This window comes from uncultured Oribacterium sp. (assembly GCF_902481605.1).
Taxonomy (GTDB): Bacteria; Bacillota; Clostridia; order Lachnospirales; family Lachnospiraceae; genus Oribacterium; species Oribacterium sinus.
Genome location: NZ_CABSXI010000011.1, coordinates 1 through 21,318, shown reverse-complemented (window position 1 = coordinate 21,318; position 21,318 = coordinate 1). Strand labels below are relative to the sequence as shown.

At 41.5% G+C, this 21,318-nt stretch carries 13 protein-coding genes; 12 read left to right on the top strand and 1 reads right to left on the bottom strand.

Annotated elements, in window-relative coordinates; translation table 11 throughout:
• Positions 1–5: 5 nt before the first annotated feature.
• From RDQ32_RS03410 to RDQ32_RS03355, 12 genes are all read left to right on the top strand, one after another.
• A complete protein-coding gene (locus RDQ32_RS03410) occupies positions 6–644 on the top strand; it encodes a PilZ domain-containing protein (RefSeq protein WP_308579123.1) in 639 nt (212 codons plus the stop codon).
• A gap of 323 nt (positions 645–967) precedes the next feature.
• Entirely contained in the window at positions 968–3,025 is a 2,058-nt protein-coding gene (locus RDQ32_RS03405) for a LicD family protein (RefSeq protein WP_308579122.1), read from the top strand.
• Positions 3,026–3,035: 10 nt separating this feature from the next.
• Entirely contained in the window at positions 3,036–4,934 is a 1,899-nt protein-coding gene (locus tag RDQ32_RS03400; protein WP_308579121.1) for a LicD family protein, read from the top strand.
• Positions 4,935–5,100: 166 nt separating this feature from the next.
• Positions 5,101–7,086 (top strand): LicD family protein, encoded by a 1,986-nt coding sequence (locus RDQ32_RS03395; RefSeq protein WP_308579120.1) that lies wholly within the window; start codon positions 5,101–5,103, stop codon positions 7,084–7,086.
• A gap of 104 nt (positions 7,087–7,190) precedes the next feature.
• The gene (gene aepX / locus RDQ32_RS03390) at positions 7,191–9,212 is read left to right on the top strand and encodes a phosphoenolpyruvate mutase (RefSeq protein WP_308579119.1); all 2,022 of its coding nucleotides are present in this window, start codon (positions 7,191–7,193) and stop codon (positions 9,210–9,212) included.
• Positions 9,213–9,389: 177 nt separating this feature from the next.
• A complete protein-coding gene (locus RDQ32_RS03385; protein WP_308579118.1) occupies positions 9,390–10,562 on the top strand; it encodes a phosphonoacetaldehyde reductase in 1,173 nt (390 codons plus the stop codon).
• 158 nt (positions 10,563–10,720) lie between these two features.
• Positions 10,721–11,836 (top strand): phosphonopyruvate decarboxylase, encoded by a 1,116-nt coding sequence (gene aepY / locus RDQ32_RS03380; RefSeq protein ID WP_308579117.1) that lies wholly within the window; start codon positions 10,721–10,723, stop codon positions 11,834–11,836.
• A gap of 118 nt (positions 11,837–11,954) precedes the next feature.
• Entirely contained in the window at positions 11,955–12,305 is a 351-nt protein-coding gene (locus RDQ32_RS03375; RefSeq protein WP_308579116.1) for a hypothetical protein, read from the top strand.
• 256 nt (positions 12,306–12,561) lie between these two features.
• Positions 12,562–15,072, top strand: coding sequence for a ribonucleoside-diphosphate reductase subunit alpha (locus RDQ32_RS03370; protein ID WP_308579115.1), 2,511 nt, complete (start codon positions 12,562–12,564; stop codon positions 15,070–15,072).
• Positions 15,073–15,159: 87 nt separating this feature from the next.
• On the top strand, positions 15,160–16,203 hold the full coding sequence (locus RDQ32_RS03365) for a ribonucleotide-diphosphate reductase subunit beta (protein WP_308579114.1): 1,044 nt from the start codon (positions 15,160–15,162) through the stop codon (positions 16,201–16,203).
• Between the two features lie 262 nt (positions 16,204–16,465).
• Positions 16,466–17,554 carry an HD-GYP domain-containing protein gene (locus tag RDQ32_RS03360; protein WP_308579113.1) on the top strand — a complete coding sequence of 363 codons (1,089 nt, stop codon included), beginning with the start codon at positions 16,466–16,468 and terminating at the stop codon, positions 17,552–17,554.
• Positions 17,555–17,923: 369 nt separating this feature from the next.
• Entirely contained in the window at positions 17,924–19,294 is a 1,371-nt protein-coding gene (locus RDQ32_RS03355; RefSeq protein ID WP_304070013.1) for an NAD(P)/FAD-dependent oxidoreductase, read from the top strand.
• Positions 19,295–19,408: 114 nt separating this feature from the next.
• Here RDQ32_RS03355 and RDQ32_RS03350 read toward each other — a convergent pair whose 3' ends face one another.
• Entirely contained in the window at positions 19,409–21,064 is a 1,656-nt protein-coding gene (locus RDQ32_RS03350; protein ID WP_308579112.1) for a LicD family protein, read from the bottom strand.
• Positions 21,065–21,318: the final 254 nt, after the last annotated feature.

The window sequence follows — 21,318 nt, the reverse complement described above, 5'->3', positions numbered from 1 at the left end:
GTAGAATGATGGTATTACGAGATTGCAATAGAGGCATGGTTCATTGGCCGGAGGAGGATAGAAACCTTCCGGTGGATGTGGAATTACAGGGAGAGGAAATCTTTCTCTACTTTAAAGGCTATAAGTTTCAAGACAGCCGTTTTGTTTCGGAAATAGATTTTTATGATAAGCAGCAGGGGATGATTGTAACCCTTGCGGAAGTTGTAATGAAAAGAAATCCGGCCTTTCCGGACAGTCCTTATCCCTGGATGGGCATTTGCGATGTGAAGGAAGTGCTTCGGGTAGTACAGCGACAAAACGATGTGCGCGTATCCGTAGCGATGGAGCTTCCCTTTGTAAAAGAAGGAGAAGGGGACGAAGAGGTACATTTTTTCGGCATTATCCGGAATTTAAGTGCAGGGGGAATCTTTATGGAGACCCGGGAAGCCTTGAAGGAAGATGATATTGTTCATTTCCGTTACCGCTTTGACAAGATGGATAGAGAGTTAAAGCTGGTGGTGGTTTGGGTAAAGACCAATGATCGGGGAACCTACGGTTATGGACTTCGCTTCCTCCGAATGAGCTCCGGAGAGGAGTCGGAGGTACGAAATCATGTGTTTCGACTGATTTTTGAACATGCAAGAAAAAGAAAAAAGGATGAGTAGGGCTTTTCGAAAAGCCGCCAAGGAAGGAAAAAGATGATGCTCTTTAGTAGCATGATACAGAAAAAATGAAAGGAAATCTTTGGAGCGATGCGTAAAAGCAGCCGCTCCTTTTGTTGATTTTTGCTTGATTTTAGAAGAATATTCCGGAGCTTACCGGAGTAGCTCTTGAGAATAGTAGGCTTAGCTAAGCAATTTGAAGCATTGCCTTAAGACATGGAAGCATTACTGAAAAAGTAAAGATATCGCTACTGCATGCTATTGAGCGAAATAGCTTCGGATGCATTATGGAAAAGGTATAAGGGTATCTTTTTAGGAGGAAGAAATTGGAATTTCAAAATGAGTTTTTTTTAGATGAAGTGATAGAGGGCTTTTATGTTCCGGGACTCATGAAGCGGGCCTGGGCGGCAGAATTACAGCTTCTCTCTTTTTTGGACGGATTTTGTAAGAAGAATCAAATTTCTTATTTTTTAGATTGCGGTGCTTTACTTGGAATAGTTAGGCATAAGGGATTTATTCCTTGGGATGATGATTTGGACATTTCCATGTATCGAAAGGATTTTAGACGTTTGGCAGCTTGTATTGAGGAAGAGCTACCAGAAGAAATTGGCTTTTATTATGTAGGCAAAGATAGAGTGACAGCCAGTTCTATGGCTGCCATAGGGATGAAGTCTCCAAGCTTTAATCCGGAAAAGCAGGAATTTTTTAAGCAATTTCCCTTCTATGTAGGAGTAGATATCCGTATTTTGGAAGATGTTTTAGATGATGAGAAGGAAGAGGAACGCAAAAAGATATTCTATTATCTGGCTTCTTTATTAAAGGCTGTAGAAGAAGACAAAGAGTCGAATTATACCCAATTATGTCGGAAGTGGAAAAAAGAGCTTGCTGATATTCGAGAGGCAATACATCACTTTCTAGCGCCTTATGGAATAGTAAACCTGATGCTATTTCCAAAGGATGGCAAGTCTTTTATGGGAGAAATCTATTATGCTATGGACAGTTTATATAGCTTTGTAGAGGATCGAGATACAAAGTATGTGGCTTGGGGGCCGGATTATGCCTTAAGACGTAAGGGGAGGATGAGAAGGAGCTGGTATTTGGGAGATGCATGCAGGAAACTATCCCTTTATGGACAAGAATTTTCAGCTCCTTCAAATTTGGAGGAAGTTTTGAAAGAGGAATATGGAGATTATCTTATTCCGAAGCAAAATTTAGGAGGACATTTCTATCCCTTTTATAAAGATTCAGAGAAGTACTTTCACCATAGTCTTGGAGAAAAGGATCCTTATCGATATTTCTTTTTGGAAGAAGATTTAAGAGACAGTAAAAGAAATAATGTACGCAGTATGATCTTGGAAAGCTTTGCCGGCTTGGAACGGTCTTGGAAGAATGCTTTGGAAAAGAGGCCGGATGGCGAAGAACTAAAGTTCCTATGCCAAAAATCACAGGAAGATGCTTTAGCGATAGGAAATGCTATTGAAACAAGAGGAAGTTTTCCTTCGGTGAGTTTACTGGAAAGCTTTTGCACTATGGTTTTTCGACTTTATGAATGCGTGGCAAAAAAAAGCTGTAGCGAAGAATATATTTTCTCAGAAGAGTTGCCTGAAAAAAAGAGAGAGGATCATTATCATGATGAGACGACAGCTAAGATATATCAAATTCTAAAGACGATAGAAAATGCTAAGGAACAATTTCAGAAGGATTGGAAGATACGAGTGGTATTTTTAGCCTATTCTTACTCCCGTTTTGAAGAAAGTTTGGCCGCAGATTTTCAAAAGATACTGGAAGGGGAGAAGATGGATGCCTACCTTCTTCCTGTACCCTATGGCTTTAAAAATGTTAAGGGAGAGCTTAGGGAAAGAATATATGAAGGGAAAATATTTCAGAAGAAATATCAAATCTTGGATTATGAAAGCTTAAACTTGCAGAGTTTACAGGCGGATATTCTAGTGACACCTGTGGCCTTTGATTACGTGAATCCGGTTTTTTCTTTGGATCCCTTCTATGATACTAATAGGATAAAGGAATTCACCCCTAATTTGATTTATTATCCGGATTTTATAGTGGAAAGGGCCAAAGAAGGAGAGGAGAAATCTCTCTATAATCAGCGCTATTATATACCGTTGCCGGGAATTGCTCACTGTGATTTCACTATTCTTCCTAAGGAAGATATGCTTAAGGGATATCTTCACTACTGGAGAAAAAATGTTTTTTCACAAGCCAATGTGGAGTCTTATGAGAAGGCATTAGAGAAAAAACTTCTTTCCATAGAGAATTTTCAAAAAAGCTTTGACGAAGTTGGAGAAGGAGAAGCTTCTGTTTTTGAAAAATTATTATCTGAAATAGTACATAAGGAATATATAAAGGGAAAAATTATAGAATAAAGGAGATATCATGGAATTTAATAAAGATTTTTTTGAGGATGAAATACGAAACGGTTTTTATATCCCGGGGATTATGAAACGATGTTGGGCAGCGGCTATAGAAATTTTGCTGGAACTGGATAGAATCTGTAAAAAATATAATATTTCTTATTATATTGATTACGGTACCTTAATTGGTGCGAAACGACACGGTGGATTTATTCCTTGGGACGATGACATTGATATTTCCATGAATCGAGAAGACTATAATCGTTTTGCAGAGGTGGTAGAAAAAGAGATTCCACCGGAATTGAATTTTAATTCCCTTGAAAAGAGCAGAGATTATGGCAACGTTATAGCATGCTTGGGATTCCATGATGTAAGTTTGGATGATAAACGATTAAGCAAATATCATGAGTTTCCTTATATGATTGCCATAGATATTTGCATAAATGATTCTATAGCTAAAAATGCAGAGCTGGAAAAGTTGAGAGAGTCAAAGATTATTGTTCTGGCTCAGCTGGTAAAAAAAGTACTGGACGGAGAATGTTCAGGAAAGCATTTTGAAAAAACCTTGAAGCTCGTGGAAAGTAAATTGCAGGTTCACTTTAACCGAAAAGAAGAATTAAAGCCTCAGGTTTATCGCTTATTGAATAAATATTGTAAGGAGTTTGAAGGGGAAAAGGGAAGAAAGGATCTTTATGCTTGGATTCCCGGTGCCTTACAATTCAAGCAATATTATTATCCGCAGGAAGAAGTATTTCCCCTTTCTTCCATTAGTTTTGAAGGGGTTTCTTTTCCTGCGCCTAAAAATGTAGATAAGATTTTAAGAATTGAGTATGGGGATTATACAACACCGAACGTATCAGGAGGGGCCCATAATTATCCCTATTTTCATCGATATGAAAAAAATTTAATTGACATAGCGGGAGGAGAGGATAAATGGCATTTCCGTTACCGTTTTAAAAAAGAAGATTTGGAACACGAGAAAAAAGAGAATATTAGAGATATGGTTTTTTCCGTTCTTCGTTCTTTGGGACAGCAAGAAGAGGCGATGAAAAGTAGAGAGGAGGATTATAGCTTTTTACAAAATACGTTGGCAGATATACAGAATACAGCTCTAACTATAGGCAATACGATAGAGCAACGTTTGGGAGAGAACACGGAAACAGTGGCTCTTTTGTCTCGCTATTGTGAGATTTTATTCCAGGCATATGAAAAGGCTCGGCAGGGCGAATCTCCCAAAGCAGAATTGACAGATCTAAAAGAAAAGCGTTTAGAATGTGAAAAAACACTGGAAAAAGAATGGAAAAAAACCATGCTCATTCTATTGGATAAAGCGAAGCATTTCTCAAGTATTGAAGGATTTTATCGGAAAATGCTAGAAAGAGAAGATTGGGAAGTACTCTTAATGCCCATTCCATATTGTTATCGAAAGGGCAACGGAGCTTTAATGGAAGAAGAAATAGATTTGGAGAATTTTCCCAAATCCTATACTTATGTAGATTATAAAGCTTATGCCTTTGATGTCATGATGCCGGATTGTATTGTAATCAATAGCCCTTATGACTCTAATAATATGGTGCAGAGCATAGATCCTTTCTTCTATAGCGAGAACATGAAGAAATATACAAAAAACCTGGTCTATATTCCCTGGTTTGTGACAAAGGAAATAGAATGGGCGGCCGAAGAAGATGGGAAGGCCATCGTTATGATGGATTATTATGTATGCCAACCCGGAGTAGCCCATGCGGATCATAGCTTTGTGCAATCCGAAACTGTACGAAAAAGCTATATAGAAAAGCTGGTTGAATTTACCGGAGAAGAATGTAGAGCAGTATGGGAGAAAAAAATTATTGCTGCAGGCTCTTGTTTATTGGGACAAGAGGAGGAATTAACAAGGCATATATTGTCGTGTATAGACAGATAAGATAGCCGGAAGTAAAATTTTACACTCTGAACCGTACTCATTATAAAAAGTCCATATTTATTTTCTCGTCTTTAACAAACTTATGAAAGAAGGGAAAATCGCCGAAGAGTAAGACATAGAGAGTAAAAAAATCAGATGTCTAAAGGAATAGATAAAGGAGTGGAAAATGGAATTTCCAAGAGAATTTTTTTATGATGAGGTAAGGAACGGATTTTATATCCCCGGAATTATTAAAAGGATTTGGGCGGCACAGCTGGAAATCTTAGCAGTGATACAAAAAATATGCAAAAAGCATAAAATTCGTTATTATGCGGATTTTGGAACTCTTCTTGGGGCAGTAAGAGAAAATAATTTCATTGCCTGGGATGATGATTTGGATATTATGATGCTGCGGGATGATTTTGAACGCTTTGTAAAGGTTGTAGAAAAGTCCCTCCCTAAGGAGCTGAAGTTTACGGCAGTGGAAATAAATAAGGATTCTTGCAGTTTTATTTCTGCTGTCGGACTTACGGAAATGAAATATAGAGATAAGGTTTTACGAAAATATCATGAATTCCCATATCCCACAGCAGTGGATATCTTTGTGGTAGATGAGTTAGCAAAGGATCCTGAAGATGAAGCCTACAGAATGGAAGTCTTATCCATGTTGGGGACTATGCTGAATGGTATTGTTAATAAAAAGGAAAATACAAAAATTTTTCAGAAGGAACTAAAAGCAATTGAGGACTTATTACAGATAAAATTTGACCAAACAAAGCCCTTGGAAGGACAGTTCTATGCCATTATGGACAAAGTTTTCCAGGAGTTTAACGGGGAAGGCGGAGAAATGCTGGCTTGTATGCCTTTTAGAATGATTCATAAGGATGCTTGTTTCCCCAAGTCCGCCTTTACAGAGACTACTTGGGTTCCATTTTGTAACACAGAGCTTCCCATACCGAAAGATTATGACAGTGTTTTGAAAGCTAAATACGGGGATTACCATAAGACAGTAAAAGCCGGAGGCGGCCATGATTATCCTTGTTATAGAGAGTATGAGGATCTCTTAAGGAATGCATTAAAGGATAAATGGAATTTCGATTATCATTTTTCAGAGGAAGACTTACAGCATAAGAAAGAACCTAATTTCCGAGATATGACACTGGAAACTTGGGCTTATCTGGAGCAAAAAAATAAAAAGATTTTTGAAAATTTCATGGCAGGTGAGTTTGCAACATGTTTGCAACTTATGGGACAGATGCAGGAGGAGGCTATTGCATTCGGCAATGCTATAGAGGTCAAATGCGGTGAAGGAAGTGAGACGGTATCTTATTTGGAAAAATACTGTGAAGCTCTATATCATTCCTACCAGGCTTTAGAAAAGGCTCTGCCTTTGCAGGAAAAAGCTAAGGAGAAAAAGGGACCCGCGGGAGATTTTCCGGCTGCATTATGGAAGGATTTACAGAATATTGTACAAAAGCCAAGTTCCTACCTAAAGAAAGTTAAATTAGCGATAGAAAAAGAATTGAAAAGAGTGGTTCTGTTTTTACCTACTCGAGTGGAACAACATAAGAGCTTTTTGCCTCTGTATGAGGCGCTTTCTCAAATGGAGGATGTGGACTGTAAAATCATGCCGATTCCTTATTTCGATCGCCTGGGCACCGGTGAGCTTTCGGATATGCATTATGAGGGAGAAGAATTTCGAAAGCAATGCTCCGTTACAGATTATAAAGACTATGATTTTGCTTCAGAGCGTCCGGATTGTGTCGTGATGCATTCTCCTTATGATGAGTTCAACCAGGTTCTTTCCGTGGATCCGTTTTTCTTTAGTAAAAATCTAAAAAAGTATACTAATAAATTGGTCTATATACCGGCTTTCGTGACTGATGAGATTGATCCCAAGAATGAGGAAGACGGTAAAGCGTTTGGAAATATGGATTTCTATGTGACTGTTCCCGGACTTTTCCACGCTGATTTTACCATTGTGCAGTCAGAAAACATGAAAAAAGCTTATTTGGCTAAAATTGCACAGTTCACGAATTCCGAGGTGCGGAAGCAAATGTCCAAGAAAATTTCCGGTGCAGGTTCTTGTCTTTACGGAGATGATGAGGAAAAGGGAAGCAAGTCTGTAATTTCCGCATTTCGAAGATTTTTAATGAAAAAGGAAGAGATGTAGAGGGTATAAAAAATCAAGAAAATACTTGAGTTTAAAATAAAAAAGAAAATCCAAAGAGGTTTTTTAAAGATAGATTGAAAAAGGAAAAGAAAAAGGAGATAAGGATGAAGGCCTTAATTTTAAATTCCGGCAAGGGTAGCCGTATGGGAGATCTGACCAAGACTCACCCCAAATGTATGACGGAAATTGCCAGCATGGAAACCATTATCAGTAGACAGCTTCGTCAGGTGGCGGAGCAGGGGATTTCCGAGGTGATCATTACTACAGGTCCCTTTGAGGAGAAGCTGATTCACTATGTGGAAAGTCTTGGGCTCCCCTTAAGCTATACCTTTGTGCGGAATCCCAATTACGAGAACACCAATTACATTTATTCCATGTATTTGGCGAGAAAGTATCTGGAAGACACGGATATTTTGCTTATGCACGGAGATTTGGTGGTGGAAAACGATGTGTTTTTCTCCTTTTGCGAAACCGAAGGTTCTTTGATGGCGGGAAGTAAGACGAAAGAGCTTCCGGAAAAGGACTTTAAGGCGGTGGTGGAGAATGACAGGATTCAAAAGATAGGAATTTCCTACTTTGAACAGGCCTTTGCTGCTCAGCCTTTATATAAATTAGAAAAAGAGGATTTTGAAAAATGGCTTTCCGCCATTGTGGCGTTTTGTGAATCCGGTGATGAGGAGAAGAGAAGACTATATGCAGAGGAAGCTTTAAATACTGTCTTAGAGCATATTCCCCTCAATTTCTATGATGTTGGGAATAAGCTCTGCCAGGAAGTAGATAATCCGGATGACTTAGCAGTGGTATCCAATATTTTATCGGAAATCAAAAAGCGCACCGTATATATTTGCTTTTCCACGGACATTTTGCATAACGGACATTTGGCTCTTATCAAAAAAGCAAAGCGTCTGGGAAGAGTAATTGTAGGCGTACTGAAGGACGAAGTGATTGCTTCTTATAAGCGTTATCCCTTAGTGCCTTTTTCCGAGCGAAAGGCCATGTTTGAAAATATTTCCGGAGTCTATCAAGTAGTAGAACAGTCCAGCCTATCCTATAGGGAAAATCTGGAAAAATACCGGCCGGATTATGTTCTTCATGGAGATAACTGGAAGATTGGTTTCCAAAAGCCCATACGGGAAGAGGTTTGCAGTGTTTTGGCAAGCTATGGAGGAAAGCTAATTGAACTTCCCTATCATAAGGAAGAAAAGTACGCAGAGCTGGAAAAAAGAACCAAAGCGGAGCTTTCCATGCCGGATGTAAGAAGAGGAAGACTGAAAAAGGAGCTGGAGTTGAAGGGGCTGGTTACCGCCATGGAGGCTCATGACGGACTTACCGGTTTGATTGTTGAGCAGACCAAGGTCTATAAGGAGGGAGGAGCTCACCAGTTTGACGCCATGTGGGTAAGCTCTCTCTGCGATTCCACTGCTAAGGGAAAGCCGGATATTGAACTGGTGGACATGAGTTCCCGTTTCAGAACCATTGAGGATATTACCGAGGTTACTACGAAACCCATTATTTTTGATGGAGACACCGGCGGAATCAAGGAGCACTTTGTGTATACTGTGCGAAGCCTGGAACGTCTTGGGGTATCCATGGTGATTATAGAGGATAAGACGGGACTGAAGAAAAATTCTCTCTTCGGGACAGAGGTGGAGCAGACTCAAGACAGTATTGAGGCCTTTTCGGAGAAGATTCGGGCAGGTAAGCATGCCCAAAGAACCAAGGACTTTATGATTTGTGCCAGAATTGAAAGCCTGATTTTGGAAAAAGGCATGGAGGATGCTTTGGAGAGAGCTTTTGCTTTTCGAAAGGCGGGGGCGGATGCTATAATGATTCATAGCAGAAAGAAGGATCCCACGGAGATTTTTACTTTTGTGGAGCGTTTCCGGGAAAAAGAGAAAGATTGCTATATCGTTGTGGTACCCACCAGCTTTAACAGTGTAAAGGAAGAGGAATTTAAGCGAAGAGGAGTCAATGTGGTGATTTATGCCAACCAACTGATGCGGGCTACCGTGCCGGCGATTCAGAAGGCGGCCACCTTGATTTTGGAAAAGGAAAGAGCAGAGGAATGCGACAGCATGCTGATGCCCTTCCAGGACATTATCCGTTTAATTCCGGAAGAAGACTAGAAGGATTCCGAAAGAGATGCCACAGAGAAAACTTTGGCATCTCTTTTTATAATTCTTAATGCGTATCATAGGCGTTTCCTTGGGGAATCTCGTTTTTATGAGCCTCTGTAGGTGGCTTGTGATATTTTATATCGATGTAGTATGTAACAGCGTGAATGAGAAAGGGATGAATGAGCAATGACCAAAGCGGAAATAGAGAATCAAATTGTACTGGGAAAGAAAAATCTAAAGGAAGAGTTGAAAAGCTTTTTTCAAGAACATTCCTTCCGAAGAATCTTTCTGGTGGCAGGAAGCTCCTTTTCCAAGCTTCCCATCGGGGAAGAATTGCAAGAGCTTTTTTCGGAGCTTTATATTGCTTTTTATCATTTTTCCGATTTCCGGGCCAATCCCCGATTGGAGGAGGTGGAAGAGGGGATTCAGGCCTTTTCCGCCTTTCGCGGAGACAGTATTTTAGCGGTTGGAGGAGGCTCCGCCTTGGATACGGCAAAGTGCATTAAGCTTTTTACAGGCTTATCCAAGGATAGACCGTATTTGGAACAGGAATATCGAGAGAATGATATTCCTCTATTGGTGCATCCCACCACGGCGGGGACCGGTTCGGAAAGTACTCCCTTTGCGGTAATTTACCAAGATGGAGAAAAATGCTCTGTGGAGCATGAGAGCATTTACCCGAAGTATCGTATAGAGGATGCAAGAAGTCTAAGAAGTTTACCGATGTACCAGAAGAAGGTCACTCTTTTAGATGCTTTAAGCCATGCCATGGAGGCGATTTGGTCAAAATACAGCAACGAAGACAGCAGAGCTTATGGACAGAAGGCTATTTCTTTGATTTTAACGAATTATAAAGCCTATCTTTCTTTGGAAAATAAAAATGAGGCGAAAGTTCAAGGAAAAGCTTCTTCAGCGGAAGACCCTTCGGAGTCGGTTTTGGAGTCTATTGCTGAAGCTGCCAATCTTGCGGGAAAGGCTATTGCGGTGACAAAAACCACTGCCGGTCACGCCTTATCCTATAAATTGGGGAGCATCTGTCAGCTTCCCCACGGATTGGCCACCGCCATGGTAAACCGTGCGCTTTATCCTTTTATGTGTAGGGAAAAAAGCCGTATGATACATCCGGAAAACCTGCTGTTTTTGGCAAAATGCTTTTCGGCAGAAACGGAAGAAGAGGGAGCAAAGCGTTATCTAGAAATTTTGGAGGACTTGGAGATTCTTCCCAATCTTTCGGTAAAGGAGGGGGACTTGGAGAATTTAGTCGCAGCCGTGAATCCGGAAAGACTTTCCAATCACCCCATTGCGCTAAGAGAAGAGGACATAGGGCTTTTGTATAAGGAGATTTTGGGAATCAGGTAAGAAAGATTTTCTGGAAGCTGAGGAAAATCTATTCTTTTGCCTCAAGAATTTTCAATATTCTATGTTTCATGATGAAAAAGCAATAGCCAGAAAAGCAAAGAAAGCTTATGATAGAAATATAACAATAAATGACAGCTTAGTAGAGCAAGGAGGCCCCTATGAAGGTTGAGAGATTTTTAGAGTTGTGTCCGTCGGATTTTTTTGCCGGAGTTCCGGACTCCCAGTTAAAGGCTCTCTGTGATGAATTAATGGAAAAATACGGTACAGGGAGGCAACACCACATTGTAGCCAATGAAGGCAATGCTGTAGCGCTTGCAGCAGGATATCATCTGGCTAGTGGAAAGGTGCCCATGGTTTATCTTCAAAACAGCGGAGAGGGCAATGCCATGAATCCCTTAGTGTCTTTGGCTTCGGAAAGAGTCTACGGGATTCCCCTTCTCCTTGTGATCGGATACAGAGGAGAACCGGGGGTAAAGGATGAACCCCAGCATCTTTTTCAAGGAGAAATCACACTGGATTTTTTAAAGCTATTACAGATTCCCTACTTTGTTTTGGAGAAGGAGAGCAAAGAGGAAGAATTAAAAAATGCTTTAGAGGGCTTTGCAAAAGAGTTTCAAAAGGGCAGACAGGCTGCTATTGTGGTAAAGAAGGGGGCTTTGGAGAAGGAGCACGGCTATCACTATAGCAATGCTTATAACTTTTCCAGAGAAGATGCTATCCGCTGCATCGTAGACTATACCGGAGATTCTCCCATTGTTTCCACTACCGGAAAAGCCAGCAGAGAGCTTTATGAGATTCGGGAAGAACGGGGTGAGGACCATAGCAGAGACTTTCTTACCGTGGGTTCCATGGGACATGCCAGTTCCATAGCTTTAGGAATTGCTTTGGAAAAGGAGAACGAAAGGATTGTTTGTCTGGACGGAGATGGCGCTCTTTTGATGCATATGGGGGCTATGGCAGTTCTTGGATCATCGGGGCAAAAAAATATTTTACATATCCTTTTAAATAACGAGGCTCATGAAACCGTAGGAGGCCAGCCCACCGTCTCTCCAAACATCGATTATGGCAGTGTGGCAAAGGCTTGCGGATACAGTAAATCCTATCTGGTAAGAAACCAAAAGAACTTGGAAAGAGTTCTTTTGGAAAGTGCCAAGGAAGATGGACCGATATTTTTAGAAGTTCGTTGCGCCATGCATTCCCGGGAGAATCTGGGAAGACCAAAGGAAAGTCCTAGAGATAATAAAGAACTGTTTATGAAGAAACTGGAGAAGTAAGGGCTTATGAAAAATTAAAAAAGTGTTTAACTTTTTTGATTTTTCACCGCCCCTTTCATTTCGTGTTATAATGTTGTCCGTAGAACTTTATTAAACTAATTTGGAAAAGGAGGACAATATGACAAGAGAGGCGTTAAAGCAGGAAGTGGAGAGATTCTTAGAGGCTTATAGCCTATGCCCGGAGGGAAAGGCTGCAGCCCAGGCATATTTGGAGGCCTTCGGAACGGAGCATGAACAGGAAAAGGCAAAGGCTTTGATTCAGGAAATCAAAGAGGATATTACCAGTATCGATGATTTGATTGCCCTTGCGGAAAGTGAAGCCGGAAAAGCTATTTTCGGAGAAGAGGGAGCGAAGAATACTGCCGCTGCCGCAAAGGAAGCTAAGGCAAAGGGAGAGGATACCTGTATTTGCCCGGCCTGCCAAAGCGGAAAGATTCTCTTGGCCAATGAAAGAGAGATTATCGGATAAAATAATATACAGATGTAAAAAAGCGGGTCCTCGGACCTGCTTTTTCAATGGACAAAATCAATTCTAAAGATTCCGAAAAAGCACTTGCTAGAGGAAGGATTTCTTGCTATATTGTGTTGGCGTGTCTATTGCGACACAAGAATTTGTGTTTTGTGAGGAATATGAAGGGGCAAGGTTTTTCAAGGGAAAAGTGGCTTAAAGCCTTTTTTTATGCGAAAAAATAGAGCCGATACGGTAGTAGAGAAAGATGGGTACTATGCAAACAATTATTAAAAGAGGTCTTTTGGAAGAGGGCTATCAGGGAGCGAAGATTGAAAGAGCGATGGAAAAGGCCTTTCTCTCTGAGGGAATTTCTGTAGAGCAGGAAAAACTGCATTTTCTTTTGGGAAAGGTAGAGGAGAGCCTGGCAGAGAAGCATAGAGTTTCCGTAGAGGAAATTCAAAATGCGGTGGAAGAAGCCCTGATGCATAACGGGGATTACAAGGTGGCCAGAGCCTATATCCTGTATAGAGAGAAGAGAACTCTTTTAAGACATCTTCGTCAGAGAATCAAAGAGGAAATCGGAGACAATGAGATTGACGATGTACTTCGTCGTTGTCAAAAGGATTTTCCGGATTATGATTTGGCAAGACTTTCCGCAAAGTACCTGTCCTTAAGCAAGGGAGAGCAGGAGCTTAGCAAGCGTTTGGCTCTTCTTACCAGAGCGGCGGCGGAGCTTACCACCCAGGAGGAACCGGGATGGGAAAGAATTGCGGGAAGACTACGTTCCTATCATTTCCATAAGGAATTAAAGAAGGCGGAGGAGAGCAGAAATCTCCACAGCTTTTATGATAAGCTGGTATACCTTACAGAGCAGGGACTTTATGGTGCTTATATTTTAGAGCACTATTCCAAGGAAGAGGTGGAGGAACTTGCCAAGTTTATTGATCAGAGCAGAAATGACCTTTTCGGTTATTCCGGACTGGACCTTCTTTTGTCTCGCTACCTGATTCGAGATCATCAGCATGTGGTACTGGAAAGTCCCCAGGAAATGTATCTGGGAATCTCCATGCACCTTGCCATGAAGGAAAAGGAGAACCGTTTACAGTATGTAAAGGAGTTCTACGATATGATGAGCCTTCATCAGGTGACCATGGCCACCCCTACCCAGTCCAATGCCAGAAAGCCCTACCACCAGTTAAGCTCCTGCTTTATTGATACGGTTCCGGATTCCTTGGACGGCATTTATCAGAGCATTTCCAAGTTTGCGGATGTTTCCAAATATGGCGGTGGTATGGGAATGTATTTCGGAAAGGTGCGTTCCAGAGGGGGAAAGATTCGCGGCTTCGAGGGAGCCAGCGGCGGTGTCATCCGTTGGATTCGTGTGGTAAACGATACTGCGGTGGCTGTGGACCAGTTGGGAATGCGCCAGGGCGCGGTAGCTGTATATCTGGATGCTTGGCATAAGGATTTGCCGGAATTTTTACAGTTAAAGACCAATAACGGGGACGACAGAATGAAGGCCCATGATGTTTTCCCGGCAGTTTGTTATCCTGACCTTTTCTGGAAGAAGGTAAAGGAAGATTTGAATCAGGAATGGTACTTAATGGATCCCCATGACATTTTCCTGGTAAAGGGCTACTGCTTAGAGGACTTCTACGGAGAAGAGTGGGAAAGTCGCTATGAGGACTGCGTACGGGACAACCGAATCAGCAAAAGAGTCTATGTCTTAAAGGATTTGGTGCGTTTGATTCTGAAATCCGCTGTGGAAACCGGAACTCCCTTTGCATTCTACAGAGATACCGTAAATCGCATGAATCCCAACAAGCATAAGGGAATTATCTACTGCTCCAACCTTTGTACGGAAATCGCTCAGAACATGAAGGAAGCGGAGATTTGCGAGCGGAAGGTAGTGACCAAGGACGGGGATGAAGTTATTGTCAGCACCGTTAAGCCGGGAGACTTTGTGGTTTGCAATCTGGCATCCCTCTGTCTTGGCAATATTCCGGTGGAAAATCAGCCGGAGCTTGAGAGAATCACCAAAACCGTTGTCCGGGCTTTGGACAATGTTATTGACTTAAATTTCTATCCCGTGGCAGAGGCGGAGATTACCAACAAGCGTTACAGAGCCATCGGTCTAGGGGTTTCCGGTTATCACCACATGCTGGCAAAGCACCATATTGCCTGGGAGTCTCAGGAACATCTGGACTTTGTGGATAAGGTTTTTGAAAATATTAACTATGCGGCGATTAAGGCCAGCAGTGAATTGGCTAAGGAAAGAGGTGCCTACAGTGCTTTTGCAGGCTCTGAATGGGAGTCCGGAGAATACTTTAGCAGAAGAAATTATAACAGTCCCCGTTGGGAGAGCTTAAAGCAGGAAGTTCATGAGGGCATCCGCAATGCCTGGATTTTGGCTACTGCCCCCACCAGCTCCACCTCTATCTTAATCGGAACCTCCGCCGGCTTAGACCCCATTATGAATCGCTTCTTCTTAGAAGAGAAGAAGGGGGCAATTCTGCCCAGAGTGGCACCGGAGCTTTCTATGGATACCTACTGGTATTATAAGTCTGCCCACCAGATGGATCAGACCTGGTCCGTACGGGCGGCGGGACTTCGTCAAAGACATATTGACCAGGCCCAGAGTTTTAACTTCTGGATTACCAATGAGTACAAGATGAGTGAGCTTTTAAACCTTTACACTCTGGCATGGGAATGCGGGGTCAAGACCATTTACTATGTAAGGTCCAAGGCATTGGATCCGGAGGATTGTGAGTCCTGCTCCGCATAGAGAGGAAGCATCGCAATAGCCTTTTCAAGGATAACAAAAAGAATGGATTACTCTACTGCTTCAATGCAGTAGGAAAGGAAATAGAGTATGGAAGAGATTAAGCGTAAGCCCTTATTTAACCCGGAAGGGGATATTGATGTTCGAAATCGTAGAATGATTAATTTCAATACGACCAATATCAATGACTTTAACAACATGAGATATGAGTGGGTGTCGGATTGGTATCGTCAGGCCATGAACAACTTCTGGGTACCTGAGGAGATTAACTTAAATCAGGACAAGAGTGATTATCCCAAGCTTTCCGAGGCGGAAAGAAGAGCCTATGATAAAATACTGAGCTTTCTGGTGTATTTGGATTCTTTGCAATCCGCAAACCTGCCCAACATTTCCCAGTATGTTACGGCAAATGAGGTGAACCTCTGCCTTTCCATCCAGACCTTCCAGGAGTGTATCCACAGCCAAAGCTACAGCTATATGCTGGATACCATTTGTAATCCTACGGAAAGAAACGACATTCTCTACCAATGGAAGACGGATGAGCATCTCTTACGGAGAAATGAGTTTATCGGAAATCTCTACAATGAGTTTGTGGAAAAGCAGAGTAAGGACAGCTTCTTAAGAGTTTGTATTGCGAATTTTATTTTGGAGGGAATCTACTTCTATTCCGGCTTTATGTTCTTCTATAACTTAGGAAGAAATGGAAAAATGCCCGGTTCCGTACAGGAAATTCGCTACATTAACCGAGATGAAAATACTCACCTTTGGCTTTTCAGAAATATGCTTTTGGAGTTAAAAAAGGAAGAACCGGAGCTATTTGACGAGGCTCATATTGCGGAAATTACCGAGATGGTGAAGAAGGGTGTGGAGCAGGAAATCGCCTGGGGGCAGTATGTAATCGGAGACTCCATTCCCGGTCTTAACGGGAAAATGGTGGAGGATTACATCCGTTATTTAGGAAACCTTCGTTATCGTTCTCTGGGCTTGCCCAACCTTTATGAGGGCTATGAGAAGGAGCCGGAATCCATGAAATGGGTATCCCAGTATGCGGATGCCAACATGGTAAAGACGGACTTCTTTGAAGCTCGTTCCACAGCTTATGCCAAGAGTACAGCGATTGAGGATGACCTATAATCGAGCTGAAGAACAGCTTTTCAAGAATCCAGAATATGGATGCTTTTACTTCCATAGAATAATTTAATAAGCATTATTAATTCTTTCTGAAATCCATAGAAAATCTTATAAAAAGCGGCTATTTTGACGAAATTCGAAGTAACCGCTTTTGTGTTAGAAGGAGGCATTTTGCATTCTCCTTTGCATAAGATAGAAATATAGGGAAAGGTCGAAAAGGGAAAAGTGTGTTCGGCTATAGATGGTCAGAGAAGGAAAGGAAGGAATGGAAGAAAAGCTATTTGTACGAAGAGATGATATACAGATTGGCATGCAGCTGGGTGAGTCGGTAAAAGACATTCGTGGAAGAGCCATGATTGAAAACGGCGTTTATCTGGATGCCTATCAGGTGCGCTATATCAAAGAAAAAAAGCTGCCGGGAATCTATATTTACCGGGTGCGAGATGATAAAGACATCAAAATTCCGGAGAAAACCAAGCAGATTATTCGCCAGCATAGAAAACCGGATCGTGCTAAAATTCAGCTTTCCGTGGAAATGAAGAAACAGCTGGAAGAAAGAATGAACCATATCTTCGACCACACGGAGGATAAGGACTTTGCTGCCAACTCTTTAGATATTTTCGGAGAGCTGGAATCAGCCATCTTCAAAAATGATGCGGTGGCGATTGACGTGAACCTCATTAAAATCAGTGATGAGTACACCTTTAAGCATAGTGTGGACGTGGCGGCCATTTCCATGATGATTGGAAGAGAATACGGCCTGCCGAAGGAAGAGCTTCACCAGCTTGGAATTGCAGGCTTACTGCACGATGTGGGAAAAGCCAGAATTCCCAATGAAATTTTGAATAAGCCGGGAAAACTGACGGATGAAGAATTTACGGTGATTCAGAACCACAGCCTATTCGGCTATGAAATCTTGAAGGAAAAGAACAGCTTTTCCCCCATTATTTTGGATGGCGTATTGCATCATCACGAGAAGATGAATGGAATGGGCTATCCGGACAACTTGGGCAGCAGCCAGATTTCCCTGTTTTCCAGAATTATTTCCGTGGCGGACGTATTTGATGCACTGGTAACCAAGCGCCCTTATAAAGGACCGATTACCGGAAGAGAAGCTATGGAAATGGTCTTGGCTATGGGCTCCGAGTTGGACAACGCTATCATTCAAAGCTTTATTGAAAGCGTGATCCTCTATCCGGTAGATACCATTGTGGAGCTGTCCACGGGACAGATGGCCAAGGTGGTAGAGAACAACAAGCGTTATCCCACAAGACCCAAGGTGGTAGAGCTACAGACCGGAATGGTTTACGATTTATGTCATGACATGGAATGCAACAAAATCATAGTTTTATAATATACAGAGGAAAAGGGATGGGAGAGAAACTCCTGTTCCTTTTCTGTTTTTAATGCATTGGAAATATGGAGAAAATCCACTTTTCTATGAATAGGTCCGGAAAAGGGGCAATCTGAGCCCGCCGGTACTTGCTGAAAGCGAAGCTTGAAGCTTAGTACCGATGCGTGGCGAGGTTAGCGAGAGCGTGCCCTCTTTCCGGACCTGTTCTATAGAAAAGAATGTGAGTGCTTATTATATATCCCTTTTCCTCTGTATATTTTAAATACTTTAAAGAGGGGAAATTTATGCTATACTAAATCGTAAAATGCTTTTTTTCAAAAAAGCGGGGTCTAGTCCTTTACGGTAGTAAGGGAGTTACAGGAGGCTTGGATGAAGAAATATGATGTAGCGATTGTTGGTGCAGGACCGGGAGGAATTTACGCGGCTTACGAGCTGATGAAAAAAAACAGTAAGCTTTCCGTGGTAGTTTTGGAAGCGGGGCATAGCTTGGAAAAGAGACATTGTCCTATTGACGGAAAGAAGATTAAAAGCTGTATTTCCTGTAAAAGCTGTTCCATTATGAGCGGCTTTGGAGGAGCCGGAGCCTTCTCCGACGGAAAATACAATATTACCAATGATTTTGGGGGAACGCTTTACGAATATATCGGAAAAGAGGAAGCTCTTTCTCTGATGCGGTATGTAGATGAAATCAATATGGAAAACGGAGGCGAAGGAACAAGACTTTTTTCCACCGCAGGAACAAAGTTTAAGAAGCTTTGCATGCAAAATCGTTTGAAGCTTTTGGATGCTTCCGTTCGCCATCTGGGTACAGATATCAACTACGTGGTATTGGAAAATCTTTATGCCAAGCTTAAGGATCAGGTGGAATTCCATTTTGATTGTCCGGTGGAAAAGGTGGAAAAGCTGGAGAAAGACGGCTTCCATCTCCATACCAAGAAAGAAGATTTTTATGCGGATAAATGCATTATCTCTGTAGGTCGTTCCGGAAGTAAGTGGATGGAAACGGTTTGCAAAGACATGAACATTCCCACTAAGTCCAATCGCGTAGATATCGGTGTTCGCGTGGAGCTTCCTGCCGTAATCTTCTCCCATTTAACCGATGAGCTTTATGAGAGTAAGATTGTTTATCGTACCGAGCTTTTTGAGGATAATGTACGTACCTTCTGTATGAATCCCAACGGTATCGTGGTTAATGAAAATACCAACGGCATTGTTACCGTAAACGGACACAGCTACGAGGGAGAAGAGCAGCATACGGAAAATACCAACTTCGCTCTTTTGGTGGCTAAGCATTTTTCAGAGCCCTTTAAGGACAGTAACGGATACGGTGAAAGTATTGCCCGACTTTCCAATATGTTGGGAGGCGGTGTAATCGTTCAGCGTTTCGGTGATTTGGTGCGAGGAAGAAGAAGTAATCATAAGAGAATTGAGGAGGGACTGGTACAGCCTACTCTTCAGGCAACACCCGGAGATTTGAGCCTGGTGCTTCCCAAGAGAATTTTAGACGGCATTATGGAAATGATTTATGCCCTGGATAAGATTGCTCCCGGTACAGCCAATGAAGATACCCTTCTTTATGGAGTAGAGGTTAAGTTCTACAACATGGAAGTGGCATTGGATGAGCATTTGGAATCCTGTGTAAAGGGGCTCTATGTGATTGGAGACGGTTCCGGTGTGACCCATTCCCTTTCCCATGCCTCCGCATCCGGAATCTTCGTAGCCAGAGAAATTGCAGGCTAGTTATATAAAGCATAAAATTGCGACTGAGAATTGCAATAGATATAGTATCTAAGGAATTAAAAGTCTAAAAAAGACCGACCATAGGGCAGCGTTGCCTTGGTCGGTCTTTTGAATCTATTGATATGCTTTCAACTTTTCCCATATAGCTTTAGAAGCATATTTTTTTTTATCTTTATCCTTGTCGAAGAGGGGGCTTCCGAAGGGAAGAAGCTTTTCTTTCCAATAGTTTGCAAACTCCGCTCCGCTTTCTTTTTCTAAAAAGCTTTGATACAGCTTTGCAATTCCTTCGGATTGTAAAATCACATAATCGGAATGCACCGGAGCGGGCATGACTACATAATTTTCCGCATTCACGATGGCTTTTCCGTCTTCCTTATCTTCTAAATCAATTTCGGAAGTAACAAACCAAGGAATATAAATCAACTGTTGCGTACAAGACTTTAGCTTTTTGCTAAAAAAGGCCGGATCAAGCATAAAGCTTAAGTTATATTCATCACAGGGATCATTTATGAAAATAAGATCCGGAGAAATCTCCTTTAAATCGATAGTCCTAAAATCCAAAAGAGAAGGGTTGTCTTTTCCCAACTCATCTTCATATAAAGCATAGTCCCATTGTGCCGGAGAACAGCCTCCCAGCCCGTCTTTGTAATAATAAGGAAGGGGCATAAGGAAACAATCCACAGAGTCATCTTTATTTGCCTCTAAAAATAGCCCCCTCATGGACTCCCAGCGAGAGTAAAGGGAAGGAAGAAAAAACAGGCGCGGTTTTTGGGATTCTGACTTATTTTCTTCTTTAAAGATAGATAATACATTTGATCTTTTCTTTAAATCATTTTTATCGATAGAATATTCGTAGAAAAGCTTTCCCCCAATTCCATCCCTATAGGCCGATTCCATTTTGCGATACATGGGGTAATCATGATTTCCTCCGCCTTTTTTTATAGTTTCATAATCATAGTATCTTTCGGAGATGACTTTTATATATTCTTTTGGCGCAGGAAGCGCTAAAAATTCAAAATCCAAATAAACTTGTTCATCGTACCAATGCGCATTAAAAATGCCTTTACCTTGCCCTTGATAAATAATAAAATCCAGTAAACAGGCAATTTTACTTCCGGGATTCTGATTAAATCTTTGAAAACAGTCTGATAAAAGATTTAGAATAGTTTCTCGGTAGTGAGGAGAATGCAATAGTTTAACTTTGGTTATTTTTTCCACCTTTTTTGCTTCTTCTACCAAAACAGCTTTCTTGTCGCCCTCAGTAAAGGGAAAAGAAGCAAGAATGCATAGGGATTTCAGCAGCTCCATTCGTTGTTTTTCTTTTTCAGTATCTTCCGAAAGATAGTCATAAGAGAAAATATCAACACCGGCTCCATAAAGATAGTTGTGGTATTTCCCGATGGCATCGGTGGAAATCAGCATTTCCTTATGTTGGACAGAGCTAACTAACTCGCCGTTACTATTGTCTTCCTTTAAAGAGCGAAAAAGCAATTCTTTAGGAAGCTCTTTATTAGCCACTTTTGCGAAGATTTCGTAATCCTTTCGCAGCATCATAATGTCAATGTCATCATCCCAAGGAATAAAACCCTTGTGGCGGATGGCACCCAATAGATTCCCATAATCAATAAAATAGCGAAGTTTATGTTTTTCGCAAATTTTATCAATCTCAACTAAGATTTCCAATTCCGCAGCCCAAGCCCGTTTCATCATGGCGGGAATAAAAAAACCTTCTCTAACTTCATCCAAAAAGAAATCTATTGGAAATTCCATCTTTTGTACTCCTTTTTCCGTAAATGTATATCCATTATATACTTCGGTAAAAAGAAAGCTATCATTATTTAAGCAAGGGAAAAACTAAACTACAAAATATGGAAGACAAGCTAGCATATCTTGTATCTTAAAAAAGAGAAAAATCTTTTTCGAAATAAATCTACAATTTTTGTTGACAAGCTTAAGCTCAAGTGTTAATATACACAAGCTGTCGCAAAAAACAAGACAGCAAAAAGCAGAAAGAAAGCAAGGAA